The sequence below is a fragment of the Streptosporangium longisporum genome (assembly GCF_039534895.1).
In the GTDB taxonomy this organism is placed as follows: Bacteria; Actinomycetota; Actinomycetes; order Streptosporangiales; family Streptosporangiaceae; genus Streptosporangium; species Streptosporangium longisporum.
The window spans coordinates 640,472-665,048 of sequence record NZ_BAAAWD010000015.1 but is presented as its reverse complement, the minus strand read 5'-3'; the positions used below and the strand labels follow the sequence as shown (position 1 = coordinate 665,048).

At 74.0% G+C, this 24,577-nt stretch carries 24 protein-coding genes and 2 pseudogenes; 20 read left to right on the top strand and 6 right to left on the bottom strand.

Annotated elements, in window-relative coordinates:
* Positions 1 to 13: 13 nt before the first annotated feature.
* Positions 14 to 1,144 (bottom strand): annotated as a pseudogene (locus ABD832_RS29220) (FAD-dependent oxidoreductase); the annotation flags it as partial.
* Positions 1,145 to 1,278: 134 nt separating this feature from the next.
* Between ABD832_RS29220 and fabG the strand changes: the two are divergent.
* The 7 genes and pseudogenes from fabG to ABD832_RS29185 form a co-directional block, all read left to right on the top strand.
* Positions 1,279 to 2,031 carry a 3-oxoacyl-ACP reductase FabG gene (gene fabG, locus ABD832_RS29215; RefSeq protein WP_344901187.1) on the top strand — a complete coding sequence of 251 codons (753 nt, stop codon included), beginning with the start codon at positions 1,279 to 1,281 and terminating at the stop codon, positions 2,029 to 2,031.
* Between the two features lie 37 nt (positions 2,032 to 2,068).
* The gene (locus ABD832_RS29210) at positions 2,069 to 2,359 is read left to right on the top strand and encodes an acyl carrier protein (protein ID WP_344901184.1); all 291 of its coding nucleotides are present in this window, start codon (positions 2,069 to 2,071) and stop codon (positions 2,357 to 2,359) included.
* Positions 2,356 to 2,880, top strand: a complete 525-nt coding sequence (gene fabZ, locus ABD832_RS29205; RefSeq protein WP_344901181.1) for a 3-hydroxyacyl-ACP dehydratase FabZ — start codon at positions 2,356 to 2,358, stop codon at positions 2,878 to 2,880. Before ABD832_RS29210 ends, fabZ begins: the two co-directional genes overlap by 4 nt.
* 3 nt (positions 2,881 to 2,883) lie before the next feature.
* Positions 2,884 to 3,948: an aminomethyl transferase family protein gene (locus ABD832_RS29200; RefSeq protein WP_344901178.1), complete on the top strand. Its 1,065-nt coding sequence runs from the start codon at positions 2,884 to 2,886 to the stop codon at positions 3,946 to 3,948.
* Between the two features lie 31 nt (positions 3,949 to 3,979).
* Positions 3,980 to 6,298, top strand: a complete 2,319-nt coding sequence (locus ABD832_RS29195; RefSeq protein ID WP_344901175.1) for a beta-ketoacyl synthase N-terminal-like domain-containing protein — start codon at positions 3,980 to 3,982, stop codon at positions 6,296 to 6,298.
* Complete coding sequence (locus ABD832_RS29190) at positions 6,295 to 7,047, top strand: nitroreductase family protein (protein WP_344901172.1); 753 nt, start codon at positions 6,295 to 6,297, stop codon at positions 7,045 to 7,047. The genes ABD832_RS29195 and ABD832_RS29190 overlap by 4 nt, the downstream gene beginning before the upstream one ends.
* A pseudogene (locus tag ABD832_RS29185) lies at positions 7,035 to 7,199 on the top strand (FAD-dependent oxidoreductase); the annotation flags it as partial. The gene ABD832_RS29190 and the pseudogene ABD832_RS29185, both read left to right, overlap by 13 nt.
* On the opposite strand, the gene ABD832_RS29180 reads toward ABD832_RS29185, so the two are convergent.
* A complete protein-coding gene (locus ABD832_RS29180) occupies positions 7,163 to 7,348 on the bottom strand; it encodes a hypothetical protein (RefSeq protein ID WP_344901169.1) in 186 nt (61 codons plus the stop codon). The pseudogene ABD832_RS29185 and the gene ABD832_RS29180 overlap by 37 nt on opposite strands.
* Positions 7,349 to 7,431: 83 nt before the next feature.
* Between ABD832_RS29180 and ABD832_RS29175 the strand changes: the two genes are divergently transcribed.
* The 12 genes from ABD832_RS29175 (at position 7,432) to ABD832_RS29120 (ending at position 18,533) form a co-directional block, all read left to right on the top strand.
* Positions 7,432 to 8,289: an NAD(P)/FAD-dependent oxidoreductase gene (locus ABD832_RS29175; protein ID WP_344901166.1), complete on the top strand. Its 858-nt coding sequence runs from the start codon at positions 7,432 to 7,434 to the stop codon at positions 8,287 to 8,289.
* A 22-nt stretch (positions 8,290 to 8,311) separates the two neighbouring features.
* Entirely contained in the window at positions 8,312 to 9,181 is an 870-nt protein-coding gene (locus ABD832_RS29170; RefSeq protein ID WP_344901161.1) for an alpha/beta fold hydrolase, read from the top strand.
* A gap of 21 nt (positions 9,182 to 9,202) precedes the next feature.
* Positions 9,203 to 10,222, top strand: a complete 1,020-nt coding sequence (locus ABD832_RS29165) for an ACP S-malonyltransferase (RefSeq protein WP_344901158.1) — start codon at positions 9,203 to 9,205, stop codon at positions 10,220 to 10,222.
* Positions 10,219 to 10,758: a holo-ACP synthase gene (locus tag ABD832_RS29160; protein WP_344901155.1), complete on the top strand. Its 540-nt coding sequence runs from the start codon at positions 10,219 to 10,221 to the stop codon at positions 10,756 to 10,758. The genes ABD832_RS29165 and ABD832_RS29160 overlap by 4 nt, the downstream gene beginning before the upstream one ends.
* A complete protein-coding gene (locus tag ABD832_RS29155) occupies positions 10,758 to 11,606 on the top strand; it encodes an ester cyclase (protein ID WP_344901152.1) in 849 nt (282 codons plus the stop codon). Before ABD832_RS29160 ends, ABD832_RS29155 begins: the two co-directional genes overlap by 1 nt.
* 22 nt (positions 11,607 to 11,628) lie before the next feature.
* Positions 11,629 to 12,408: an alpha/beta fold hydrolase gene (locus ABD832_RS29150; RefSeq protein ID WP_344901149.1), complete on the top strand. Its 780-nt coding sequence runs from the start codon at positions 11,629 to 11,631 to the stop codon at positions 12,406 to 12,408.
* A gap of 65 nt (positions 12,409 to 12,473) precedes the next feature.
* The gene (locus ABD832_RS29145) at positions 12,474 to 12,977 is read left to right on the top strand and encodes a 4'-phosphopantetheinyl transferase superfamily protein (protein WP_344901146.1); all 504 of its coding nucleotides are present in this window, start codon (positions 12,474 to 12,476) and stop codon (positions 12,975 to 12,977) included.
* On the top strand, positions 12,977 to 13,993 hold the full coding sequence (locus ABD832_RS29140) for a right-handed parallel beta-helix repeat-containing protein (protein ID WP_344901143.1): 1,017 nt from the start codon (positions 12,977 to 12,979) through the stop codon (positions 13,991 to 13,993). Before ABD832_RS29145 ends, ABD832_RS29140 begins: the two co-directional genes overlap by 1 nt.
* On the top strand, positions 13,990 to 14,940 hold the full coding sequence (locus ABD832_RS29135; protein WP_344901140.1) for an ABC transporter ATP-binding protein: 951 nt from the start codon (positions 13,990 to 13,992) through the stop codon (positions 14,938 to 14,940). Before ABD832_RS29140 ends, ABD832_RS29135 begins: the two co-directional genes overlap by 4 nt.
* Before the next feature lie 14 nt (positions 14,941 to 14,954).
* Positions 14,955 to 16,121, top strand: coding sequence for an ABC transporter permease (locus ABD832_RS29130; protein WP_344901137.1), 1,167 nt, complete (start codon positions 14,955 to 14,957; stop codon positions 16,119 to 16,121).
* Positions 16,118 to 17,371 carry an ABC transporter permease gene (locus ABD832_RS29125; protein WP_344901134.1) on the top strand — a complete coding sequence of 418 codons (1,254 nt, stop codon included), beginning with the start codon at positions 16,118 to 16,120 and terminating at the stop codon, positions 17,369 to 17,371. Before ABD832_RS29130 ends, ABD832_RS29125 begins: the two co-directional genes overlap by 4 nt.
* A gap of 166 nt (positions 17,372 to 17,537) precedes the next feature.
* On the top strand, positions 17,538 to 18,533 hold the full coding sequence (locus ABD832_RS29120) for a hypothetical protein (RefSeq protein ID WP_344901131.1): 996 nt from the start codon (positions 17,538 to 17,540) through the stop codon (positions 18,531 to 18,533).
* On the opposite strand, the gene ABD832_RS29115 is transcribed toward ABD832_RS29120, so the two are convergent.
* Genes ABD832_RS29115 through ABD832_RS29105 form a run of 3 tightly spaced genes read right to left on the bottom strand, consistent with a single transcriptional unit; the run spans position 18,520 to position 22,389 of the window.
* On the bottom strand, positions 18,520 to 19,701 hold the full coding sequence (locus ABD832_RS29115) for a cysteine desulfurase family protein (protein WP_344901128.1): 1,182 nt from the start codon (positions 19,699 to 19,701) through the stop codon (positions 18,520 to 18,522). The genes ABD832_RS29120 and ABD832_RS29115 overlap by 14 nt on opposite strands.
* Before the next feature lie 4 nt (positions 19,702 to 19,705).
* Entirely contained in the window at positions 19,706 to 20,596 is an 891-nt protein-coding gene (locus tag ABD832_RS29110; RefSeq protein ID WP_344901126.1) for a hypothetical protein, read from the bottom strand.
* 5 nt (positions 20,597 to 20,601) lie between these two features.
* Complete coding sequence (locus tag ABD832_RS29105) at positions 20,602 to 22,389, bottom strand: condensation domain-containing protein (RefSeq protein ID WP_344901123.1); 1,788 nt, start codon at positions 22,387 to 22,389, stop codon at positions 20,602 to 20,604.
* Positions 22,390 to 22,595: 206 nt separating this feature from the next.
* Between ABD832_RS29105 and ABD832_RS29100 the strand changes: the two genes are divergently transcribed.
* Entirely contained in the window at positions 22,596 to 22,865 is a 270-nt protein-coding gene (locus ABD832_RS29100; RefSeq protein WP_344901120.1) for a phosphopantetheine-binding protein, read from the top strand.
* A gap of 46 nt (positions 22,866 to 22,911) precedes the next feature.
* Here ABD832_RS29100 and ABD832_RS29095 read toward each other — a convergent pair whose 3' ends face one another.
* On the bottom strand, positions 22,912 to 24,564 hold the full coding sequence (locus ABD832_RS29095) for an AMP-binding protein (RefSeq protein ID WP_344901117.1): 1,653 nt from the start codon (positions 24,562 to 24,564) through the stop codon (positions 22,912 to 22,914).
* Between the last annotated feature and the right edge of the window lie 13 nt (positions 24,565 to 24,577).

Genomic DNA, 24,577 nt, shown 5'->3' with positions numbered 1-24,577 from the left:
GGCTCTCGTCCACCGTGCGGACCGCGACGGGCCGGCGTTCGGCCTCGTAAGTGTCCAGCAGCTCCTCGCCCGCCGTGCCGCGCAGCACCGCGGCCAGCTTCCAGGCCAGGTTGTGCGCGTCCTGGATGCCGCAGTTCATGCCGAACCCGCCCTGCGGTGTCGCCACGTGCGCGGCGTCGCCCGCCAGGAAGACCGGCCCGGCCCGGAAGGCGGTGGCGACCTTGGCCTGCTGCAGCCACGGCATCACGCCGAGGACGGTGACGGGCAGGTCGGGCACGCCGACGGCGGCGCGCACGGCCGCCAGGCAGACCTCCTCGGTGAAGTCCGCCGGGCTGCCGCCCAGCTCGGGCTCGTAGCCGGTCTGCACCATCCAGCGCCGCTCGTGGTCCACCGCCTCCACGGCGCAGGGCGGGTCACTCAGGAACGACAGCGCGGCCCGCCGGTCGGGGGGCAGGAAGCCGAGGTCCGCCTCGAACATGATGCTGATCATGTGGCCGAGCGGCGGAGGCCCCTCGACGGCGATGCCGAGGTCCTCGCGCACGCCGCTGCGGCTGCCGTCGGCGGCCACCAGGTAGCGGCAGCGCACGACCGTCTCGCCGCCGGCGGTGGTGCTCGTGCCGGTCGCCGTCCCGCCGCCGGCGGTGGTGCCGTCGCCGGTGCCGGGCGTCGTCCCGTCGCCGGTGCGTCTCACGGTCGCCGTCACGCCGTCGGCGGTCGCGCTCATGCCGGTCATCGTGGCGCCGAACCACACGTCCGCCTCCGGACGGGACTCGGCCAGCCGCCGGAGGATCACCTCCAGGCGGTCCTGCGCGCACAGGAAGGTGTAGGTGGGGCTCTGCGGGGCGTCCCGTTCCAGCTCGGCGGCCGACCGGACGAAGTCGTCGGCGGTCAGGGAGCTGCCGACGCCCACCGCGAGGTACTCCTCCCGGGGCATGCCGGTGCGCTCCACCTCGTCGTGGACGCCCCAGCCGCGCAGGATCTCCATCGTCCTGGTGGTGATCAGGCGGGCCTTCGGGAAAGCCGACGTGTCCGGGCGCCTCTCCACCAGCAGCACGGATATTCCGTGGCGGGCGAGTTCAACGGCGGTGCTGAGCCCGACGGGCCCGCCTCCGACCACCAGAACGTCGACATCAACCTTATTCATGACCTAACACTCGTAGATAAAGAATGTTCAGGTCAATTGCCAGATATCTGGATGATGTAGGCGTGATATCAGCTCTTAGTAGCTTATGCGTAAAGATCCATTAATCCTGCGGCGATTATCGAATTCCTGGAGAGATGATGCTCTTTGCCCCCGGCTCTGTGGCCGTGGTGACGGGCGGGTCCCGCGGGATCGGCCGGGCCGTCGCGCTCGACCTGGCCCGGGAGGGCGCCCACGTCGTCGTCAACTACGCCCGGTCCGAGAGTGACGCCAAGGAGGTGGCCGACCAGATCGCCCGGGAGGGCGGCAGCGCGAGCACCGTACAGGCCGACGTCACCGACGAGGACGCCGTCAAGCGCCTCTTCCGCACCGTGCGGGCCGACCACGGGCGGCTCGACGTGCTGGTGACCAGCGCCGGCGTCACCCGGGACCGGTACCTCATCGCGATGAGCCTGGAGCAGTTCCGCGCCCCCCTGGACACCAACCTCGTCGGCACCTTCCTCGCCTGCCGCGAGGCGCTCAAGCTGATGCAGCACCAGCGGAGCGGGTCCATCATCACCATCTCCTCCTCCAGCGGGCTCGACGGCGGCTTCCCCGGCCAGACCAACTACGTGGCGTCCAAGGGTGCGATCATCGCCTTCACCCACGCGCTGTCCAACGAGGCGGCCCCGCACGGGGTGCGCGCCAACGTGGTCGCGCCGGGCTTCGTCTCCACCGACATGACCCGCACGGTGCCCGCCGACATCAGGAAGCGCTACGAGTCGCGCATCCGCCTGGGCCGGATGGGCCGGCCGGAGGAGATCGCCTCCATCGTCAGCTTCCTCGCCTCGGACAAGGCCTCGTACATGTCCGGCTCGGTGGTCGTCGCGCACGGCGGCGGCCTCCAGTGACCCGCCCGCCCTTCAGCACGGCGCACAAGGAGAACCCATGACCATCGACGAACTGCGGGCGAAGGCCGCCCACCGGCGGCAGACCTGCAGCCAGATCAAGAAGATGATCGTGTCGCGGCTCGACCTGGAGATCGAGCCCGGCTGGATCACCGACGACCAGCCGCTGTTCGGCCGCGGCCTCGAACTGGACAGCCTCGACGTGCTGGAGCTCTACGTCGCCATCGAGGCCGAGTTCGGCGTCGCGCTCTACGACAGCGACATGGCGGTGTTCGGCTCGGTGTCGCGGCTCGCCGACGAGGTCGACCCCACGCTGAGGGCCCCGGCATGACGGTGACCCAGGCGGCGGCCCAGACGACGACGGCGTCCCCGACGGCGACGACGGCGACCCAGGCGCAGGCCGTCTCCGGGTTGTCCCACGACCAGATCCGCGCCGTGCTGCCGCACCGCTGGCCGATGCTGCTGCTCGACCGGGTCGTCAAGGTGGTCCCGGGCGTCAAGGGGACGGCGACCAAGAACGTCACCGGCACCGAGCCGTGGTTCCAGGGTCACTTCCCCGGCCAGGCGGTCCTGCCCGGCGTCGTGGTCGTCGAGGCCATGGCCCAGCTCGCCGGCGTGGTCTTCGCCCTGGCGGGCGCCAGCGAGATCGGCTACCTCGCGGGCGTCAGGTCGATGCGCTTCCGCCGCCCGGTTGTGCCCGGCGACCAGCTCGTGCTCACCGCCGAGCAGACCGGCGGCGGCGCCGGATTCGCCGAGTACCGGGTCTCGGCCCGGGTGGACGGCCGGGTCGCCGCCGAAGGAAACCTCACGATCGCCGATCCGGCGAACCAACGTCCCGCGCGAAAGGTGTGAACCATGGTCAACGTCCTCGCGACCCGGCATCCGGAGGGGACCGTCCACGGTGACGTGGGCGACTCCACCGTCCCGCTGCGCTTCTCCTCCCTCTCGCAGGAGTACCGGGTGCTCAGGGAGCGCGCGGCCGTGCTCGACCTCGGCGGGCACGGGCTCGTCGAGATCACCGGCCCCGGCGCCGTGGACCTCGCCCAGCGGCTGCTGGCCCGCGACGTGGAGTACCTCACCTCCGACCGCTGCATGATGAGCCTCGTCCTGGACGAGTCCGGCCGGGTCGTGGACCAGGTCATCGCCTTCGGCCGGGAGGACGGGCTGCTCCTGGAGAGCTCCTGCGGCGCCGGCGCCCGCCTGCTGGACCACGTGCTGGCGCACGCCGAGGACGACGTCGAGGTCGCCGACCGCTCCGCGGAGCTCACGGTCATCGGCCTGGAGGGCCCCTACGCGTGGGGCGTGGTCGGCCGCCTGATCGACGGCGAGCTCGCCTCGCTGCCGTTCGAGTCCGTCGTGGACACCGTCTGGGACGGCGTGGACATGATCTTCGCCAGGACCGGCTACACCGGCGAGTACGGCTACCAGATGATCGTCCCGCGCGAGGCCGCGCCCGGCCTGTGGGCGGGTGCGCTGGAGCACGCCCAGCCCGCCGGGCAGGAGGCGCTGGAGCTGGCGATGCTGGAGGTGCGCCAGCCGATCCCGCGCCACGAGGTCACCCCGGGCGCCACGGTGATCGAGATCGGCGCCAACTGGCTGGTCGACATCACCAAGGCCGACTTCGTCGGCCGCGCCGCCGTGGTGGAGGCGTTCGAGTCCGGAGGCGGGCGGCGCACGGTCGGGTTCACCGGCGGCGGCGACGTCCCGGCACCGGGCACCCGCGTGCTCGCCGGCGGCCAGGACGTGGGCGAGGTCGTCCACGCCGTGCACAGCACCGGCCTCGGCGCCACCCTCGGCCTGGCCAGGGTGGACCCCGAACTGGCGGCGGCCGGCCTCGACCTCACCGTCGGCGGTCTCGGCGTCACCACACTGACCAGCCCGTACATCGTGCCCAAGAGCTGGAGCATCCCGATCATCTGATCGGCCGGTAACGCTGAGAAGGAGGCAGAGCATGGCGCTGCGGCCCGTCGTCGTCACCGGACTGGGCATCATCTGCGCGGCCGGCAGAGACCCCGCGGAGTTCTGGACGCGGCTCACCACGGCCAGGGGCGGGCTCACCCCGATCGAGGACGAGGCGTTCGCCGTGTTCACCGCCAGGTACGCCGGACAGGTGCCCGACGCGTGGATCGACGACCAGCTCCCCGCGGACGAGGCGGCCGGGGACCGCACCGCGCGGCTCGCGCTCGTCGCCGCCCGCCAGGCGATCGAACAGGCCGGACAGGCCGGCCGGGCCGGGGGGCCGGGGCAGGCCGATCCGGCACGGACGGCACCCGATCCCGGCCGGTTCGGCATCATCCTCGGCAAGTGCCAGGCCACCCCCGGCCCCGGGGGGAGCTACCAGCCCATGCACCACACCGCCGACGTGGTCGCCGAGCGGCTCGGCCTGGGCGGGCCGCGCATCCTCGTCTCGACCGCCTGCGCCGCCGGCGGCAACGCGGTCGGCCTGGCCAGGGACAAGATCCTCACCGGTGAGGCCGACGCGGTCCTGGCCGGTGGCGTCGACCCGCTGCTGTTCGGCACCTACGCGGGCTTCGCCGGGCTGCAGGCGCTCAGCACCGGCCCGTGCCGGCCCTACAGCCACTCCGACGGGCTCAACCTCGGCGAGGGCGCCGCGTTCCTGCTGCTGGAACCGCTGGACCTGGCGCTCGCCCGGGGGGCCACGCCGCTGGCGGAGGTCGCCGGCTACGGGCTGTCCGCCGACGCCTACCACGCCACCGCACCCGACCCCACCGGGCGCGGCGGGGCCGGTGCGATGCGCCGCGCGCTGGCCGAGGCCGGGCTCACCCCCGGCGACGTCCACTACGTCAGCGGGCACGGCACCGGCACCCCGGCCAACGACACCATGGAGGCCAAGGTCATGCGCCTGGTCTTCGGCGACCGCGCCTCGCAGGTGCCCACCAGCAGCATCAAGTCCTTCGTCGGCCACACCCTCGGCGCGGCCGGCGCGGTCGAGGCCGTGGCGAGCGTGCTGGCGCTGCGCCACGGCGTGGCGCCGCCCACGATCGGCTTCGACGACGGCGCGCGGGCCGACCTGGACTACGTGCCGAACCGGGCCAGGACGATGGCCATCGACACGGTGGTCTCCAACAACTACGCCTTCGGCGGCAACAACGTCTCGCTCGTGCTGACCCGTCCGCGGGACCCGGCCCCGTACGGGCCCACGCCCCGCCGGGAAGCGGTGATCACCGGGCTGGGGCCGGTCACCGGCGCGGGCACCGGCATCGCCGAGACGGCCGCGGCGATCACCGCGGGCCGCCGCGCCGACGGGCGGGACCCGTCCCTGGAGGGCCGCACGTTCGCGCCGCGGTCGCTGTGGCGGCACATGAACCGCCTGTCGCGCCTGGCCATCGCCGCCTCCCGCCTGGCCTGGGAGGATGCCGGTCTCAAGCTGCCGCGCAAGGAGCTGGACGACGTCGCGCTGGTCTTCGCCACCGGCGCCGGGTCGGCCGAGAGCACCGGCGGCTTCGACGACAGCATCGCCCTCAACCCCAACAAGCCGGCCGTGCTGAGCTTCTCCAACGTGGTGCTGAACGCCACCGGCGGCGCGGTCTGCCAGACGCTCGGGCTGCGCGGCCCCACCACGACCCTCTGCAACGGCGCGGCCTCGGCGTCCATCGCCCTGGACTGCGCCCTGGAGATGATCGACGCGGGCAAGGCCGAGGTGGTCCTGGTCGTCGCCGCCGACGAGACCGCCGCCCGGCACGCCCCCGGACTCCCCGGCACGCCCGACACCCTCGACCCCGCCGGGCCGGTGCCCTACGGGGGGCAGGCGGCACCGGTGACGGCCGGATCGGCGGCCGTGGCCTTCGTCGTCGAGTCGGCCGAGCACTGCGCCGGGCGCGGCGGCAGGCCGTACGCCCGCGTGGCCGGCACCCGGCACGCGGCCGGACGGGGAGCCGGACCGGTGACGCGCAGCCTCGCGCTGCCCGGGACGGCACCCGGCCTGGTCGTCGGCGCCGCCACCGGCCTGCCCCGCGACGGCGAGGAGGCGGCGGCGGTCCTGGCCCGCATGCCGGACGCGCTCCTCACCGCCTCGGCGGCCCTGATCGGCGACTGCCAGGCCGCCACCGGCGCGATGAACATCGCCCTGGCCGCGCTCGCCGTCCGCGACGGCCTGGCCCCGGCGCTGACCGGGCTCGCCGCGCCGCTCACCGGCGACCTGGGCTCGTACGTGACCCGCCCCGAGCTCGCCGCGCCGGTGGCGAGCGCGCTGGCGCTGACCGCTGCGCACGACTCGGTCCGCGGCGCCGTCCTGCTGGAGGCGCCGTGAACGACACCCCGTCCGGCACCCCGTCAAGCACTCCCTTCGACGTGGCCGAGACCGACCGGCTGCTGACCACCACCCGTTCCGTGCGCCGCAGGCTGGACCTGGACCGGCCCGTGGCCCGGGAGGTCGTGGAACAGGCCCTGGAGGTCGCCGTCCAGGCGCCCACCGCCAACAACCACCAGAACTGGCGCTGGCTGGTCATCACCGAGGCGGACGTCAAGGAGAGGCTCGCCGAGATGATCCGCTCGTCGTGGGCCTTCCACCGCAACGACATGTGGACCAACGCCGGGCGGCGGCGCAACGACGCGCAGGCGCGCCGCAACTACGACTCCGCGCGGGCGCTCACCGAGACGATCGCGAGGGTGCCGGCGCTGGTCATCCCCTGCGTGCTCGGCCGGCCTCCGGACATCGCCGCCATCAACGCCCAGTGGCGCGTGCGGATGGCCGACCTGGCCGAGGAGGACCCCGGCCACCTCGTCCAGCACGGCGAGACGCGGGCCAGCATCTTCTACGGCTCCATCTTCCCCGCCATCTGGTCCTTCCAGCTGGCCCTGCGCAGCCGGGGACTCGGCAGCACGATCACGTGCCTGCACGTGCCGCACGAACGCGAGACCGGGCGGCTGCTCGGCATCCCGAGCGGGGTCACGCAGGTCTGCATGATCCCGGTCGCCTACACGCTGGGGACCGGCTTCCGCCCGGCCGACCGCTACCGCGCCAAGGAACGGACCTACTGGGAGAGGTGGGGTCAGTGACCCGATCCGAGCGGCCCGACGTCGTCATCGTCGGCGGCGGCATCGCCGGCGCGTCCGCCGCCTGCAAGCTGACCGCCGGAGGGCTCTCCGTGGTGGTGCTGGAGAAGCAGGACGCCTACCGGGACCTGGTCCGCGGCGAGTGGCTGGCGCCCTGGGGCATCAGGGAGGCGCAGCGCCTGGGCGTCGACGACTGCTTCTCGGCCGGCGGCGCCTGGGAGATCCGCGAGTGGATGACCTGGGACGAGGCCGTCGCCGACGACGAGGTCGAGGCGGTGGACATGACCAGGTTCATCCCCGGCATCGGCGGCCCCATGTCGTTCCCGCACCACGCCGTGTGCGAGCTGATGGCCGAGCAGGCCACGGCCGGGGGGCGCCCGCCTGGTGATGGACGCCTCGAAGATCAACGTCGTCCCCGGGGAACGGCCCGTCGTCACCTACCGGACGCCCGAGGGCCCGGCCGAGCTGCGGCCGCGCATCGTGATCGGGGCCACCGGCCGGGGCTGCACGGTCGGCCGCCAGGTCGGCATCACCATGCGCAACTCCATGCACCACTGGGGCGGCGGCATGATGGTCGAGGACATGGCCGGCTGGCCGCCCGACGTGCAGGCCATGGGCACCGAGGGCGACGTCATGTTCATGGTCTTCCCCCAGGGGTACGGCCGGGCCCGCCTCTACCTCAACTTCCCGACCGTCAACAAGCACCGCTACCGGGGGCCGGGCGCCGTCGAGCGCTTCCTGGCCGCGTTCGAGCTTCAGTGCCTGCCCGACCGGGGCAAGGCGGTCACCGAGTCGACGCCCGCGGGCCCGCTGTCGGTGTGGCCGTCGGTGTCCAGCGTCCCCGAGGGGCCCCCGCTGACCGAGGGCGTCGTCCTGATCGGCGACGAGGCGGGCAACGCCGACACCGTGCTCGGCACCGGCCTGTCGTGCGCCATGCGCGACTCCCGCACGGTCTGCGACATCCTGCTGGACTCCTCCGACTGGTCGCCCGCGGCGTTCACGCCGTACGTGAGCGAGCGAGAGTCGCGCCTGGAGCGCCTGGCCTTCGGCGCCTCCATCATCAGCAGGCTGCACGTGGAGTTCGGCCCCGCCGCCGTCGAGCGCAGGCGCCGGGTGCGACGGCTCATGGCGCGCAACTTCGCCGCGCAGGTGACCGGGCTGCTGAACATGGTCGCCCCGGAGGACGTACCGGAGTTCGGGTTCAGCGAGTTCTTCGCCGAGCGGTTGTTCAGGGAGACGGCATGACCGAGATGCCCAGGGAGACGGCGTGACCGAGAAGAGAACCGTACGCGTCAACGACGTGGACCTCGCCTACGTGGACGAGGGCGAGGGCGACCCCGTGATCCTGCTGCACGGCTTCCCCGACTCCTCCTACCTGTGGCGCCACCAGATCCCGGCGCTCGTCGAGGGCGGGTTCCGGGTCATCGCGCCCGACCTGCGCGGCTTCGGCGACTCCGGCAAGCCGCAGGAGGCCTCGGCGTACGGGATGCAGACCATCGTCAACGACATCGTGGCCCTGACGCTGCACCTGGGCGTCAAGCGCCCGCACCTGGTCGGCCACGACTGGGGGGCGGCGATCGCCTGGATGTACGCGTTCCTGATGCCGCGCAGGCTCGACCACCTGGCGGTCCTGTCGGTCGGCCACCCCGGCGTCTTCGCCACGCCCTCGCTGGAGCAGCGCGCAGCCTCCTGGTACATGCTCTTCTACCAGTTCCCCGGGGTGAGCGAGGAGCTGCTGCGGCGCAACGGCTGGCGGCTGTTCAAGGAGATCATGGGCCGCGAGGGCGACCACGACCGCTACCTGCGCGACCTGGCCAGGCCCGGCGCGCTCACCGCCGGGCTCAACTGGTACCGGGCCAACCGCTCGCCCGAGGCCGAGCTGCGCCCGGCCCGGCCGTTCCCGCCGGTGTACGCGCCGACGCTCGGCATCTGGGGCGCGGGCGACAAGGCGCTCCTGGAGGAGGGCATGGCCGCCTCCGGCAAGTACGTCAAGGGCCCGTGGCGCTACGAGCGCATCGACGACGCCGGCCACTGGCTCCCGCTGGACGCCCCCGACGAGGTCAACAAGCTGCTGCTCGGCTTCCTCGGCACGGAACGGCCCGCGCACCAGGAGCGGCGCCCCAGGCGCCGGCTGTAGTCGGCGAAGGGAGACGACGACATGCTGGGCTATCTCTTTCCCGGACAGGGAACGGTCCGCGTCGGCATGGGCGCCTGGCTGCACCGCAGCCCGGTGGCCCGGCGGCGCCTCGACCAGGTCGACGCGTTGCTGGCCCGGCCGATCTCACCGCTGTGCGCCCGGGGGCCGCTGGAGCGCCTGGTCGCCACCGAGCACGCCCAGATCGCGGTCACGGCCTGCAACCTGGCGGCGCTGGCCGTGCTCGACGAGGCCGGGTACGAGCCCACCGTCGTGGCCGGGCACAGCGTGGGCGAGCTGAGCGCGCTGCACGCGGCCGGGGTGCTGGACCTGGCCGGCACGGTCCGGCTGGTGGAGCTGCGCGCCCGGCTCATGGCCGGGGTCGCCGCCCACGGCGGGATGCTGGCGGTGATGGGCCTGCCGGTGGAGCGGGTCGAGGAGCTCGCCGCGGCGGCCTCCGCGCCCGGGGAACCGGTCGTGGTGGGGCTGGAGAACGCGCCCGGCCACGTGGTGGTGTCGGGCTCGCAGGCCGGGCTCGACCGCCTCGCGGACCTCGCCGCCGACGCCGACAAGATCGTTCCACTGAAGGTGGGCGACGCCTTCCACTCGCCGCTGATGGCCGGGGCCGAGCGCGCCTGGGCCGAGGCGGTGGCGGCGGCCCCCATGCGCGCTCCCCGCGTCGCCGTCGTCCCCAACGTCACCGGCGAGCCGACCGACGACCTCGACGTCCTGCGCCACGCGCTGGTCGCCCAGCTCACCGGCCGCGTCCGCTGGACCCGCACGATGGAGGCGATCGCATCCGCGCCACCGGGCACGACGCCCGGCACGGCGCCGGTCTCCGCGCCGGACGCGCTGCCGATCTCCGGGCCGATCTCCGTGCCGGTCTCCGGGGTGGCGTCCACGCCGGTCTCCGGGCCGGTGTCCGTGGTCGAGGTGGGGGACAGCAAGGTGCTCACCGGGCTGGCCCGCCGCACCGGGGTGCGCTGCCTGAGCATGGCCGACCCCGCCACCCTCAGGCGGCTGGCGAAGGCGGTGGCGGCGTGAGGCGGTGGGGGAGCGCGATCGTCGGCCACGCCGGGCTCGCCGGCCCCCGCGACCTCGTCGGGGACATGCCGCTGGAGGTCGTCTACACGCGCGCCGAGCGCCTCAGGTCGTCGGGCGGGCGCACCCTGCAGCACTGGGCGGGACGGCTGGCCGCCAAGCACGCCGTCCTGCGCCTGCTCGGCCTGCCGCCGACCCCCGAGCGCCTCGGCCAGGTGGAGATCCTGCCGCTCCCCACCGCGGCCTGCCGGGCGGACCGGGCCTGCCTCGGCGGGCACCCGCCCGCCGTACGCCTGCACGGCGACCTGGCGGCACTCCCGCCCGCCACCGGCCCCGGCGCTGCGGCGAACACCGACGCTTCCGCGGACGACGCCGATTCCGCGAACGTCACCGATCTCGCGGACGACGCCGGTCCCGCTGCGTCCGGCGACACCGGGTGGATCCGGGTGTCGATCAGCCACACCGACGTCCGGGCGGTCGCCCTGGCGGTGCGCAGCGGGCGGCTGCCGGAAGACGGGCCGCACGAGGGGGAGGCCTGATGGACGCCAGGAAGACGGCCGAGACGCACCTGGAGGCGTGGCGGGCCGGCGACGCCACGGCGGTCGCGGCCAGCACCGACACCTACACCGACCCCGACTGCCCCGCCCCGCTGGCCGGTGAGGAACTGGCCGCGCACGCCGCCGCCACCCTGGCCCGCTTCAGGAACCCGAGCTTCCGGACCGGTCCGGTCGTCGGGGACGAGGACGCCGCCGCCGTGTCCTGGAGCCTCGAGGCCGACCACCGCGAGGCGTACCTGGGCATGCCCGCGACGGGGGGCACCGTCACCGTGTCCGGCCTCGACATGGTCACCGCCGGCCCCGGTGGCGTGCACGTGCGGCGGGTGTTCGACCGGCTCGCGATCGCCGGGGCGCTCGGGCACACGGCGCGGTTCGTGCCCGCCGCCGACGAGAGCCGCGAGTTCGGCGTGAGCGCCAGGGCCGCCACCGGCCGCACCGAGCGGCCCGGCGCGCTCGTCCTGACCTGGCTGGAGATCCGCGACGACGCCGAGTCCGCCGACGTGGACCTGCTCAGCGTGGAGATCGTCAAGTCGCTGCGCGCCTCGCGCGGCTTCCTCGGCGTGACCACCTTCGACGTCGGCGGGCGCAAGTTCACGCTCAGCGCCTTCGACCGGCCCGAGTCGCTGCGCGCGGTCCACGCCCGGCCGCACCAGCGGGCCATGCGCCGCTTCTTCAAGGGCGGGCTGTGCACGCGCGTCCACACCAGCGTCTGGTACCCCGCCACCGCGCGGGACTACGCCCGCTGCCCCGAGTGCGAGCAGGTCGTGACGGCGGGCACGGGCGCGGCCTGCGACTGCGGATGGACCCCCGACGACGCCTCGACGCTGTGACCGAGTGACTGGAGCCTTGACGATGAGGGAATTCACCACCGAGCACCGGCCCGGTGACCGAGCACCGGCCGTGGTGTTCATGTCCGCCCTGTTCGCCGGCGGCTGGATCTGGGACCACCCGTACGAGAGCCTGGCGCGGGCGGGCCGCACGGTGCTGCGCACGAACGAGGCGATCTGCGCCATGGACCGCCAGGTGGCCGGCTCCATCGAGCGGCTCGGCGACACGCTGCTGGACGCCTGCGACGCCGCCGGCCTGGACGACATCGTCGTCTGCGCCAACTCCCTCGGCGGCCTGGTCGCCATCGACCTGGCTGGCCGCCGCCCCGACCGGGTACGCGGCATCGTGGTGAGCGGCGCGCCCGGCCTCACCGCGGACCCGGACGTCGGGCTGAGCTTCGACCGGCGCGGCAGCATCCGGCCGACCGGCGAGGACTTCGGCCGCCGCATGGTGGCGGCGCTCTTCCACCGGGGATGCCACTTCTCGCCCGAGCGCATGGCCGAGGCGGGCGAGCTGATCAACCGCCCCGACTCGATGGTGTCCATGGCCCGCAGCCTCAAGGCCACCCGCGCCTACCGCGTCGGCCCCGCCCTGGACAAGGTGACCTGCCCCGCCCTGTACGTCTGGGGCAGGCACGACCGGATGACGCCCGTGGACCCCTGGCTGGAGATCCTCGCCGGCCGGGAGGGGCACGAGACGCTCGTCGTCGAGGAGAGCGGCCACATCCCGATGGTGGAACGCGCCGAGGAGTACACCGCGGCGCTCACGCCGTTCGTCACCCGATGCGCCGGGGCCCTCGCGTGAGCCCGCCCGCGGTCCGCGCCGGAGCCCCGCGTGAGGCCGCCCGCCTCCCGTACCGGAGCGTCCGCGTGAGCGCGCCCGCCGTGCTGGTGGGCGTGGACATCGTGGAGGCCGGCCGGCTGGACAGGGCCACGGGCCGGGGCGGGGAGACCCTCGCCCGCCACGTCGCCACCGCGGCCGAGCGGAGCCTGGGAGCGGGCCGCGCCGCCTTCTCGGTCAAGGAGAGCCTCGTCAAGGCCGTCGGCGGGCGACCGCCCGGCTTCACCTGGCACGACTTCGAGGCCGTGACCGCGCCCGCGGCGCCGTGGGCCGAACCGCTGCTGGACGAGGCCGCCGGTGAGCTGGCCGCCTCCACCGGGCTGCCGCTGACCGCCGGGGCGGCGTACGCGATCCGCGGCGCCAGCGCCCGCGCGGCGCTGGCACGGCTGAGTCCCGGCACGCCGGCGACGGTCGCGGCCGCCGCCCGCTGGGGCGAGGGCCACGGGGTGTTCGTGTCGGTGGCCGTCGTCTACGCCGCCCCGCCGGTCCGGCAGGGGAATTCGCAGCGGAGTTCGCAGGGGGAGGAGAGCTGATGCCCGAGCCGAGAACGGTCCATCCGGGGGAGTCGATCCAGCGCGCGCTGGACGAGAGCGGCCCCGGTGCCCGGATCCTGCTGGGGGAGGGCACGTACGCGCAGAGCGCCTGGATCAGGCATCCCGGCGTGACGCTGACCGGCGCCGGGGCCGGACGCACGGTGCTGGTGCCCGGCGACGGCGGGCCGCCCGACGTCCCCCGGCTGCACGACGCCGCCGAGGACGTGGTCAGCGGCCTCACCGTGCACGGCGACGCCGTGGGCGACGTGCGCGTGGAGGCGCTGACGGTACGCGGCTTCTCCGGCGCCGGCGTCTACGCCCACTCGGCCGCCGGTGTGAGCGTGCACGAGGTGGAGGCGCGCGACAACGCCGTCTGGGGGATCTACCTGCGCGAGTCCACCGGCTGCCGGGTGACGCGCTGCCGCGCCTCGGGCAGCCAGTACGGAGGCGTCGCCCTGAGCTTCTGCCCCCGCTCCGGCGCCGAGATCACCGGCAACGAGTCCTTCGCCAACGCGTTCGGCGTCTTCGTCGACAACTCCTCCGGGGCCGCGCTGCGGGGCAACGCCTGCCACGGCAACGCGATCGGCGTCCTGATGCTCAACCAGGTCTACGAGGGCGAGCCCGAGGGCGGCGTGCGCGACTGCCTGGTGTCCGGCAACGACCTGTACGGCAACGTGCTGGCCGCCGGAGCCGAACCGGACGGCCTGGGCGCGGCCGGTCCGCCGATCTCCGGCGTCGGCCTCGCCCTGATCGGCACCCACCGGGTGGTCGTGGTGGACAACCACATCCACGACAACCATCCCGGCGGCGAGTCGATCATGGGTGCCGGGTTCGTCATGGGCTCCTCCGCCGACTTCGGCGGCGACGACGTCCTCGACTGCCACGTGCTGTGGAACCGCGTCACCGGCAACACCCCGCTGGACTACCAGCTCGGCGCCGACCTCGCCCGGCAGGTGTTCGCCGCCAACACCGCGGCCAAGGGCGACCCGCCGCAGGCACCGGGGTGGCGACGATGACCGCCGCGACGACCGCCGCCCTGTCCTGCCTGGACCTCGGCAAGCGCTACGGCGACCTGGTCGCCGTGCACGACGTCGGCTTCTCCATCGCCCCCGGCCAGGCGTACGGCCTGCTCGGCCCCAACGGCGCGGGGAAGACCACCACGATCTCCATGCTGGTGGGACTGCTGCGGCCGGACGCGGGCACCGTGACGGTCGGCGGCGTCGACCTGGCCCGCGAGCCGCTGCGCGCCAAGTCCAGGATCGGCTACGTACCGCAGGAGATCGCCCTCTACCCCGAGCTGACCGGCCGGGAGAACCTGCGCTTCTTCGGCCGGATCTTCGGCCTGCACCGCCGTGCCCTGGCCGCGCGCATCGCCGAGGTGCTCGACCTGGTCGGCCTCGCCGACCGGGCCGACACCAGGCTCGACACCTACTCGGGCGGCATGAAACGGCGCATCAACATCGGGGCCGCGCTGCTGCACCGCCCCGAGGTGCTCATCCTCGACGAGCCCACCGTGGGCGTGGACCCGCAGAGCCGCAAGGCCATCCTCGACGGCCTGGAACACCTCGTCGGCGACGGCATGGCGCTGCTGTACACCTCCCACTACATGGAGGAGGTCGAGCGGGTCTGCGACCGGGTGGCGATCATCGACCACGGCCGCATCGTCGCCGACGGCACCCGCCGCGAGCTGGTCGCCCTGGTCGGCAGCGCCGACACGGTCGACCTCACGCTCGACGGCGACGTCGAGACCGCCTTCGCCGAGCTGCGCGCCGTGAGGGGCGTGACCGAGGCCGCCAGGACCGGGACCGCGTCCGTGCGCCTGATGGCGGACGGCGGCAGGTACCTGCTGCCCGCGCTCATCACCGCCGTGCAGGGGCACGCCGTCGTGACCGCCGCCCAGGTCGTCGAACCCGACCTGGAGGCGACCTTCCTCCACCTCACCGGCACCACCCTCCGGGACTGACCATGTGGCGAGCCATGCTCACGGTGAGCGCACTCGAACTGCGCACCCGGCTGCGCGACGGCACCGCGATCGTCATCGCGATCCTGGTGCCGGTGACCCTGGCCACCCTGTTCGGGCTGGCCCTGGGCGGCGACGACCCGCCGCTGCGCGCCACGATCGGCGTCGTCGACCTGGACGGCGGCGAGTTCCCGGCCAGCGTGCGGCGCGAGGTGACGGCCGACAAGGAACTGAAGGGCAGCGTGACGCTGCGCGACCTGCCGGGCGAGGCGGAGGCGCGGCGGGCGCTCGACGCCGACGAGATCGGCGCGGCCGTCGTCTTCCCCGCCGGGTTCAGCCGCGGCGTCGGCGAGGGGGAGGGCGGCGACGTCACCGTCCTGACCTCGCCCCGCTCGCCGCTGGCCGGCGTGGTCGCGAGCGCCGTCGTGGACCGGATCTCGGCGGTCGTGGACGCCAGGACACTGGCGGTGCGCGCGGCCCTGCTCGCCGGGGTGCCCGGGGACCGCGTCAAGGAGCTGGTGGAGCGCAACGGCGCCGCCGGGCCCGCGCTCACGCTCACCGGCGACCCGCTGGCCGGCGGCAAGGTGGACCTCGCGGTCTACTACGGCTCCGGCATGGCGGCGCTGTTCGCCTTCTTCGTCGTGGGCGCGTCGTTCCGGAGCCTGCTCACCGAGCGCAGGCTCGGCACCCTCGACCGGATGCGGGCCGGGCCGCTGGCCTCCTGGGTCCCGGTCGCCGGCAAGGCCCTGGTCGGGTTCGCCCTGGCAATGGTCGGTGTCTGCGCCACCTGGCTCTCCGGCACGCTGATCTTCGGTTCGAGCTGGGGCGACCCGCTCGCGGTGCTCGCCGTGCTGACCGCCCACGTGCTGGCCGCCGCCGCGATCACCATGCTGGTGACCGTCCGGGTCAGGACCGACGCCCAGGCCGACGGGGTGATCATGGTCGTCTCGTTCGTGATGGCGTTCCTCGGCGGCAGCCTCGTACCGCTGCACAACCTGCCCGGCGTGCTGCAGAGCGTGGCGCTGCTGACCCCGAACGGCTGGACCGCCACGGCGCTGGCGGAACTGGCCGCCCCCGGCACCGGCGTGACCGCCGTCGCGGGCCCGATTGCCGCCCTGCTGGCGATCGCGCTCGTCACGGGCGGCCTGGCCGTCGCCGGCCTCAGGAAGGGGATGCTGCTGTGACCGTTCCCGCGACCTCCACGACACCCGGGACGCCCATGCCCCCCGCGACGCCCGTGCCTCCCGGAACGCCCGGGACACCCGGAACGCCCGGGACCGCCACGGCGCTCCGCCCGAGCCCGGTGACCGCGCTGGTGGCCGCCAACCTGCGCAGGCTCACCCGTGACCGCACCGGCCTGTTCTTCATGCTCGTCATGCCGTTCGTGTCCATCCTGTTCGTCGGCATGACGCTCGGCGGCGGCAGCGGTTCGTCCCGGCTCCCCGTGGGCGTCGTCGCCCCCGGCTCCGACGCCGTCACCGCCTCCCTGCTCGCCGAGCTGCGCCGCCACCCCGACCTGGACGTACGGCCCATGGGCGGGGCCGAGGACGTGCGGTCGGGCGTGCGGACCGGCTCGCTGGCCGCCGGGCTGATCATCGCGCCCGGCGCCACCCGCCTGGACCTCGTCGTGACCCAGACCAACGGCAGCGGCCTGGCCGCCCGCGGCGCCGTCGACGGCGCGGTCGCCAAGGTCGCCGCCGTCCTGGAGGCCACCAGGGCCGTGGTGACCTCGGGCGCCACTCCCGAACAGGCCGCGGAGTACGTGCGCCGGGCACAGGCCGAGTCGGGCCGCGTCGGCGTGACCGGCTCGGCCGCGGCCGGCGGCGACCCGCGCGGCTTCGCGTACACCGCCCCGGCCAACCTGCTGCTGTTCACCTTCGTCAACTCGATGGCCGTGGCGGCCGCCATGGTGGAGAGCCGCAGGCTGGGGATGCTGCAGCGCGCGCTCACCGCGCCCGTACGGCGCCGGTCGGTGCTGCTGGGCGAGGCGCTGAGCCGCCTGTTCGTCGCGCTCGCGCAGGCCACGCTCATCGTGGTGGTCAGCGCGCTGATGTTCGGGGTGTCCTGGGGCGACCCGATCGGCGTGGCCGCCGTCGTGGGGACGTTCGCGCTCGTCTCGACCGGGGCCGCCATCCTCGTCGGCACGCTGCTGCGCTCGCCCGAGCAGGCCCCGGCGATCGGCCCGCCGCTCGGCGTGGTCCTCGGGATGCTCGGCGGCTGCCTGTGGCCGCGCGAGTCCTCCGGAGAGGTGCTGAACACCATCGGCCACTTCTTCCCGCACGCCTGGGGGATGGACGCGCTGCTGACGCTCGCCGTCCCCGGCACCGGCCTCGCCGCGGTACTGCCCCAGCTCGGCGTGCTCGCCGCAATGGCCGCCGTGCTGCTGACCGTCTCACTCGTCCTGTTCGACCGCCGTACCCGGACCCGCGCGTGAGCGCCGGGAGGAAGGAGGGGAGCACGATGAACGGCGCCCTGCCCGCCGCGGGACGGGGCAGGGCCGAGATCCGTCACCGGCTCGGCACCGAACCCGGTACGTCCGCCCACGGCCAGTACGTCATCTCGGGGGCCGAGCGGTTCGCGAACAGTAAGGAGCGACCATCATGTCCATGATGAGCCTGTTCACCGGCAGGCCGCCCTCCGAGGGCGAGCATGTGACCGATGTGTATCACTACGCCACCCGCAAGGGGGCGATCGAGGCGATCGACGTGGCCGCAGCCGACCTCGGGATCGACGCCCACCTGGTGAGCGAGGCGGTACGGCACCTGGTGGAGAACCGCCTGCTGCGTACCGACGACGGCATCGGCGGCCGGTTCGTGCCGGTCGACCCCGACCTGGCGGTCGCCTCGATGGTCTCCTCGGTCGAGCGGGAGATCTACCGGCGGCGCGAGCTCATCGACCAGATCCGCGAGCGGGTCGGAGCCTTCGGGACCCCGGCCGGCGGCGACTCCGCCCCCAGCACCGTGGAGTACCTGGTCGGCGCCATGGAGGTGCGCGGCTTCCTCAAGACGGCCGGTGACGCCTGCCGCGACGAGCTGCTCGTCCTGCAGGCCGGCGTGAGCGAGGCCGGCGACCTGTCGCAGATGTTCCTGGTGCTGGTCGCCAGGGGGGTGACCGTGCGGGTCATCTGCCAGCACCGCAGCCGGGCCGACGTGACCACGCGGCTGGTGATGAAGCGGCTGACCGACGCCGGCGTGGAGGTCTACACCGTCAGCCACGTGCCGCGCTCGGCCATCGTCTTCGACCGCTCGCTCGTCGCCCTGTTCGGCGGCGACGGCGCCGACGGCGACGTCACCCTCGCCCGGGTGCGCAACCAGGGGATCGCCCGGTTCTTCCTGGACATGTTCAACCACCTGTGGGAGAGCGCGACGCCGCTGGAGGGCGTCGAGTTCGGCTACGGCACCGTCGCCGACGACCTCCAGCAGTCCATCGCCGCGCTCATGGCCAAGGGCTACACCGACGAGGTGGTGGCCCGCAAGCTCGGCATGTCGGTGCGCAGCTGCCGCCGGCACATCGCCACCCTGATGCGCGACCTCGACGCCACCAGCCGCTTCCAGGCGGGCGTGGAGGCGGCCAGGAAGTTCCTCAAGACGGGCTGACGGGGGCGTGGCCGCCCATGGCGACGGCCACGCCCGCCAGATCGCGGGCCCGTTCGACGATCAGGTCGAGACCGAGCACCAGGTCCTCGAACGGCATCCGGGCGTCCAGGCAGATCCGGACCGTGCTGTTGGCGTCCTGCGCGCTCAGGCCGACGGCGGTCAGCACGTGCGAGGGCTCCTGCGAGCCGGAGTTGCACGCCGACCCGGTGGCCAGCGCCACCGACGACAGGCTGGAGACCAGGCTCTCCCCGCGCACGCCGGGCAGGACCACGCTGAGCACGTGCGGCACGCCGTGGTACGGGTCGCCGTTGACGCGCAGGCCCGGCAGCCCGGCCCGCAGCACGTCCAGCGCGGTGGCGCGCAGCTCGGTGACCCGCCGCCGCTCGGCGTCCATCCGGGCCAGCGCCAGCTCGCACGCCCTGCCCAGCCCCACCACCAGGTGCGTGGGGATCGTGCCGCTGCGCAGCTCGTACTGCCCGCCGCCGAACATGACCGGACGCAGCCGGTGCCGGATCTCCGGCCGGACGTACAGCGCGCCGACGCCCTTGGGGCCGCGGATCTTGTGCCCGGACAGCGACAGCGTGTCGATCTCGGCCTCCCGCACGCGCAGCGGGACCCGGCCGGCCGCCTGCGCGGCGTCCACGTGCAGCACGGCCCCCACCGCGTGGCAGAGCGCGGCCATCGCCGCCACCGGCTGCACGGTGCCGATCTCGCTGTTGACCCAGGCGGTGGTCGCGACCCTGGAGTTCAGGTCGAGCAGGCCGGCCAGGTGCTCCAGGTCGACGCGGCCGTCCGGCCCGACCCGCATCGCCCGGACGTCCACGCCGCGGGCGGCCAGCGCCCGGCCGATCGCCAGCGACGACTTGTGGTCGGTCGGGCAGAACACCCCGCCGGCCGGAGCCCGGTCGTCGTGGCCGAACATGCCCAGCAGCGCCAGGTTGTTGCTCTCGGTCGCGCCGGAGGTGAACACCACGTCGGCCGGGTCCGCGCCCAGGAGCGCGGCCACCGAGGCGGCCGCGTCGTCCACGGCCCTTCTCGCCCGCTTGCCGAGCACGTGCGGGGACGAGGGGTTGCCGTACTCCTCCCGGAGGTACGGCAGCATCGCCTCGAACACCTCGTCGTCCACCCGCGTCGTCGCGCAGCCGTCCAGATAGATGACCTTCCTCACGGCGTCAGCTCCGGAACGTGCTGACGGTGACGAGCTTGCCGTAGATCTCCTGGGCGGACATCTCACCGCTGCCGCCGGGATCGGCGATCACCACCCGCATGTCCGGCAGGTCGTACAGGCTCAGCGCGATGTCCACGCCGGTCTGCACCGGCATCAGGCACTCGCCCGGCGCGAAGATCAGGATCGATCGGTGGCCCGCCCGGTACACCTCGGCGATCATCTCGGTGATCTCGCCCGCGCAGCCGGTGATGCCGCAGCTGATCAGCGTCCGGTGGTTGCCCGCGGCGTCGAGGAAGGCCACCTCGCTGTCCCCGTTCCCGCCGGGGAGGTAGCGCTTCTCCAGGCGGCCCTGCTTGACCAGCCGGTCGGCGGACTTCTGGAAGCGGTACTTCAGCCAGGTCTCGGGGAAGGCCAGCGGGTGCTTCCTGCTCGGCAGCACGTCCGCGGCCGACAGGCCGAACTCGCACAGGATCTTCTCGTAGGAGGGGGGCAGCGCGGTGAAGCCCTCGAAGAACTCCGCGCGCAGCTCACCGGCGGGCCGGCCCGTCACCGGCACGTACTGCCAGTCGTTGACGAGCAGGAGCAGCCGGGAGTTCACCCCGGCCGCGGCGTACTCGCGCAGCAGGCCGGCCGACAGCTCCCAGGTGTAGCCGGGAAAGACGCCGACGCGGCCGCAGACGCGGCGGCGCATGGTCTCGCCGGTCTGCTCCTCGATGACGCCGGGGACGAGCCGCCCCGACTCCTCGTCCTCGAAGAGCATGAAGTGGCCGCCCATGACGACCAGGTCGGCGAGGTCCTCGGCGGGCAGTTCCCGGGCTATGGCGTCGCGGAGCTCCTGCTCGGAGGCGACCAGCCGGTGGGTCTTGGACACCTGGCCGGTGGATACGTGGTTCATGGGCGTCACTCCGAATTCACGGGGTTCTGGAAAGGGGCGTTCCGCGGGTCCGGGGCCAGCCGGGAGGCCAGCGCGCCCAGTGGTGCGGGCCCGGCGAGCTGGTTGAGGGTCAGGCCCTCCCAGCCCTGCCGGGCGAGTTCGGCCAGCACCTGCGGGATGCGCAGGGCCTGGCCTCCGGCGAGGGTGTAACTGTCGGACAGGTCGGGGCCGGTGCCCGGGCCGGCAGCGGGGCCGCCGGGCTCGTGCGCCCGCCGTACGGCGTCGGCCAGCGCCAGGGCGGCGGGGCCGGTCGTGCCGTCCCAGGTCTCGACCGGGGCCGGGGCCGGCGCGGCGCGGGGCGGTTCGAACCCGGCCAGCCGGGCCGCCTCGCTCAGCGGCAGGCCGTCGTCGGCGTTGTCGGTGTGGTCGGTTTTGGTGTCGTCGTCGGTGGCGGGGCCGGGGGAGTCGGGGGCGGGGCCGGGGTCGTGGGCGAGCACCAGCGCCTCCATGCCGCGCAGGAAACGCTCCACGGCGACGGCGTCCATGACCGGCGAGGCCGCGTGGAGCGCCACGGCGACGGCGTCACGCCACTCGTCCACGCGCAGGTAGGTGTCGGAGCCGGTGTGCGCCCACGCCTCCGGGACCGGGTTCCAGGTGAAGACGGTGCGCCGGCCGCCGTACTCGCGGGTGCGCTGCTTGATGAAGTTGACCTCCGAGCCCAGCCGTACGGCCGCGCCGCGCCGGGAGCCCTCCCGCGACACCATCTCGACGACCTTGTCGTAGGGCACGTACGCGTGCTCCCGGGCACGCTCGTACGCGGCGGCCGTCCGGCGCAGCAGCTCGCCGAACGACGGGTCGCCCGCGCAGCCGACCCGCACCAGCATCGGCGAGAACATGCACGTCAGGACGTCCGGGCAGGGGTGCGACTCGCGGTTGCTGACGAACGCCAGGTGCGCGACGTCCTCCTGGCCGGTGTAGGCGGCCATCATCGCGGTGTAGGCGGCCACGTGCACCAGCGACGGCCACACGCCGTGCCGGGCGGCGATCCGCCGCGAGGCCCCCAGCATCGCCGGAGAGATCAGCGTCGCGTGCCGGGCGGGCGGCTCCGGCCGGATGCCCGCCTGAGAGGCGGACCGCTCCGGCCGGGTGCCCGGGGCCGCGTGAAAGGCGGGCGGCACCGCGCCGCGCCGTGCCGCGAACGGGTCCGCGGGCAGGGCGGTCACCTCGTCCTGCCAGTACGTCATGGCCCGCGACGCCACGATGGCGGCGTCGGCCGAGGCCTCGTACCGGGCCAGGTCGACGGGCCTGCGGCTCACCGGGAGCAGGACCGCCGGGCGGCGGGCGGCGATGCCGGCCCCCTGCGTCCGCAGCTCCCGCTTGAGCTCGCCCAGCGTCCACACGTCCACGGCCAGGTGGTTGAACACCAGCACGCAGTGCCTCGGCGTGCCGCCCGTGGTGATCAGGCAGGCCCGGACGGGCCACTCGGTGGCGAGGTCGAAGGGCCTGCCGTCGAGCTCCTCGACCACGTCGGCGGGGGAGGCCGTGCCGTCCCGCTCGGTGGTGACCACCGTGACGGGGAGCGGCGCGGGCGGGTGCACCCGCTGCGCGGGCTCCGGGGCGAGGTCGAAGGTGGTGCGCAGGATCTCGTGCCGGCGCACCAGGTGGGTGAGCATCGCCCGGCAGGCGGCGACCGTGAGCCCCGCGGGCAGGTCGAAGCGCAGGACCACGTGCGTCTCACGCCGGTGCCGGGGCGGCAACTGGTGGAATCGCAGCCACATATGGCGCTGCCCCCAGCACAGGTTCGCGGATTTCACCGGTTCCCACCCCCAGCGGTCGTCGCATCACCCCGTACACGATGAGGATCGGCTTTTCCGGAAGGCGGCACAACCACTGCTCAATGGCAGGTTCCGGCCCAGAATAAACTGCCAGACATGCGTTCCCCATCACCTTGACCGGTGCCCCGCCGTTCGGCAGCCTCGATATCGGCGACCAATTGACCGCCGGAGGAGGAGGTAACGCGATGCTGGAAATACCCGACAGCTTCCAGAGCATTCTGCGCGCGCATCTGCCGTACGCGGAGACGGGCGGCCTGACCCCCCACGACGAGCTGTCCGCGCTCGGCCTGGACTCGATGGGCGTCGTACGCCTGCTCGTCGACATCCAGAACGGCTACGCGGTCGAGCTGCCGGACGAGATCCTGGACGAGGCCACGTTCGCGACCGTCGGCTCGCTGTGGCGGGCGCTGTCCACGCTGATGACGATCGGGCCGGACCGTCCCCGGCCGTTCTGAGGCCGTTGTCAAGGTTCACGGGGTGCTGGGCGGCTCTGACCGCGGGTCACCTGCCCAGCAGGCCCGCCAGGGCGCGCCGGTCCACCTTGCCGTTGGCGTTGAGCGGCAGCTCCGCCAGCAGCGTGACCGAGCGGGGCACCATGTATCCGGGCAACACCTGCGTGACGCCCTTGACCAGCGTCAGCGCGTCCAGGTCCGCGCCGGTGCAGGCGGCCGTCAGCTCCGGCTCGCCGTCGGGGCCGGGCATCGCCAGCACGGCCGCCTCCCGCACCCCCGGCTGCCCGCGCAGGGCACACTCGACCTCGCCCAGCTCCACCCGGTGACCCGAGATCTTCACCTGCTGGTCGAGCCGGCCCAGGTGCACCAGCAGCCCGTCGCGCCAGGCCACCCGGTCCCCGGTGCGGTACCACAGCCCGGCCGCGGCCGTCTGTCCGGTGTCGGCGGGCACGGCGGTGGCGCCGGTGGCGCCGGTGGTGTCGTCGAAGGCGGTGAACCGGCCCGCGTTCACCGCGGGGTCGACGTACCCGGGAAAGCGCTGCACCCCGCGCAGGCACAGCTCGCCCTCCTCGGCGGGCCGCCCCCGGTCGTCGAGCACCAGGTGCTCGACACCCGGGTAGGGCAGGCCGATCGGCACCGTGCCGTTGGCCGTCTCGGGCCACAGGGACCGGTCGGCCGGCAGGCGGTACTCGGTGCAGCTGAGCGTCAGCTCCGTCGGGCCGTACAGGTTCTCCAGGACGCTGCCCGGCGCGGCCACCCGCCAGGCGTCGGCCTGGCTCAGGGTGAGGGGTTCCCCGCAGAACAGGCTCCACCGCAGCGACGGCATCGCCGAGGGCGTCAGCCGGCGCAGCCGCATGGCCACCGACACCACCGACGGCACCGAGAACCAGTGGGTCAGCCGTTCCCGGGCGGCGAACGCGATCGGTTTGAGCAGGTCGTAGCGGCCCGGCACGACGAGCGTCGCGCCGCCCCCCCAGGTGGCGAACAGGTCGAACACCGACAGGTCGAACGTCAGGTCGAAGGTCTGGGAGACGCGGCAACCGGGGCCGAGCTCGTAGCGGGGGATCACGTGCCGCAGGTAGGCGTCCACGCTCCGGTGACGCACCGGCACCCCCTTGGGCACGCCCGTGGAGCCCGACGTGAACAGCACGTAGGCCAGGTCGTCGGCGCCCGCCTCCCGCCGATCGCCCGTCTCCCGGGGGGCGGTTCGCGGGACGTCGGCCGGGTCCACCCGCAGGACGCGCGGGCCGTCTCCCGGAGGCCCGGCGAGATCGGACGGCCCGGCGGGATGCGGTGACCCGGTGGGATGCGGTGACCCGGTGGGATGCGGTGACCCGGCCGGGTGCGGTGGCCCGGTGAGGTTCGGCGGCTCGTGGCCGGCGTCGGACAGCACGAGGTCGAGGCGGGCGGACGCGGCCACCAGGCGGTTGCGCGCGGCCGGCGCGGCCGGATTCAGCGGGACCGCCGCCGCGCCCAGCCGCTGGATCGCCAGATACCCGGCGTAGGCGAGGACGCCCCGGTTCGCGTGCAGTCCCACGCGCTCCGGCGGCCCGTCGCAGGCGGCCGCGATCCGCGCCGCCAGGTGGGCGGACATCGCCTCCAGCTCGGCGTAGGTATACCGCTCGCCGCCCACCTCCAGGGCGGTACGGTCGCCGAAGCGCGCCGCGGAGGCGGCGAACCACTGGTGGAGGGTGTGTGCCATGGGGCTCTCCAGG

Excerpts from the sequence above, each read along its gene's own strand:
- fabG (WP_344901187.1), top strand. The coding sequence starts at position 1,279 with ATGATGCTCTTTGCCCCCGGCTCTGTGGCCGTGGTGACGGGCGGGTCC.
- ABD832_RS29210 (WP_344901184.1), top strand. The coding sequence starts at position 2,069 with ATGACCATCGACGAACTGCGGGCGAAGGCCGCCCACCGGCGGCAGACC.
- fabZ (WP_344901181.1), top strand. The coding sequence starts at position 2,356 with ATGACGGTGACCCAGGCGGCGGCCCAGACGACGACGGCGTCCCCGACG.
- ABD832_RS29200 (WP_344901178.1), top strand. The coding sequence starts at position 2,884 with ATGGTCAACGTCCTCGCGACCCGGCATCCGGAGGGGACCGTCCACGGT.
- ABD832_RS29195 (WP_344901175.1), top strand. The coding sequence starts at position 3,980 with ATGGCGCTGCGGCCCGTCGTCGTCACCGGACTGGGCATCATCTGCGCG.
- ABD832_RS29180 (WP_344901169.1), bottom strand. The coding sequence starts at position 7,348 with ATGCCGGGGATGAACCTGGTCATGTCCACCGCCTCGACCTCGTCGTCG.
- ABD832_RS29175 (WP_344901166.1), top strand. The coding sequence starts at position 7,432 with ATGGACGCCTCGAAGATCAACGTCGTCCCCGGGGAACGGCCCGTCGTC.
- ABD832_RS29165 (WP_344901158.1), top strand. The coding sequence starts at position 9,203 with ATGCTGGGCTATCTCTTTCCCGGACAGGGAACGGTCCGCGTCGGCATG.
- ABD832_RS29155 (WP_344901152.1), top strand. The coding sequence starts at position 10,758 with ATGGACGCCAGGAAGACGGCCGAGACGCACCTGGAGGCGTGGCGGGCC.
- ABD832_RS29150 (WP_344901149.1), top strand. The coding sequence starts at position 11,629 with ATGAGGGAATTCACCACCGAGCACCGGCCCGGTGACCGAGCACCGGCC.
- ABD832_RS29140 (WP_344901143.1), top strand. The coding sequence starts at position 12,977 with ATGCCCGAGCCGAGAACGGTCCATCCGGGGGAGTCGATCCAGCGCGCG.
- ABD832_RS29135 (WP_344901140.1), top strand. The coding sequence starts at position 13,990 with ATGACCGCCGCGACGACCGCCGCCCTGTCCTGCCTGGACCTCGGCAAG.
- ABD832_RS29130 (WP_344901137.1), top strand. The coding sequence starts at position 14,955 with ATGCTCACGGTGAGCGCACTCGAACTGCGCACCCGGCTGCGCGACGGC.
- ABD832_RS29120 (WP_344901131.1), top strand. The coding sequence starts at position 17,538 with ATGTCCATGATGAGCCTGTTCACCGGCAGGCCGCCCTCCGAGGGCGAG.
- ABD832_RS29110 (WP_344901126.1), bottom strand. The coding sequence starts at position 20,596 with ATGAACCACGTATCCACCGGCCAGGTGTCCAAGACCCACCGGCTGGTC.
- ABD832_RS29100 (WP_344901120.1), top strand. The coding sequence starts at position 22,596 with ATGCTGGAAATACCCGACAGCTTCCAGAGCATTCTGCGCGCGCATCTG.
- ABD832_RS29095 (WP_344901117.1), bottom strand. The coding sequence starts at position 24,564 with ATGGCACACACCCTCCACCAGTGGTTCGCCGCCTCCGCGGCGCGCTTC.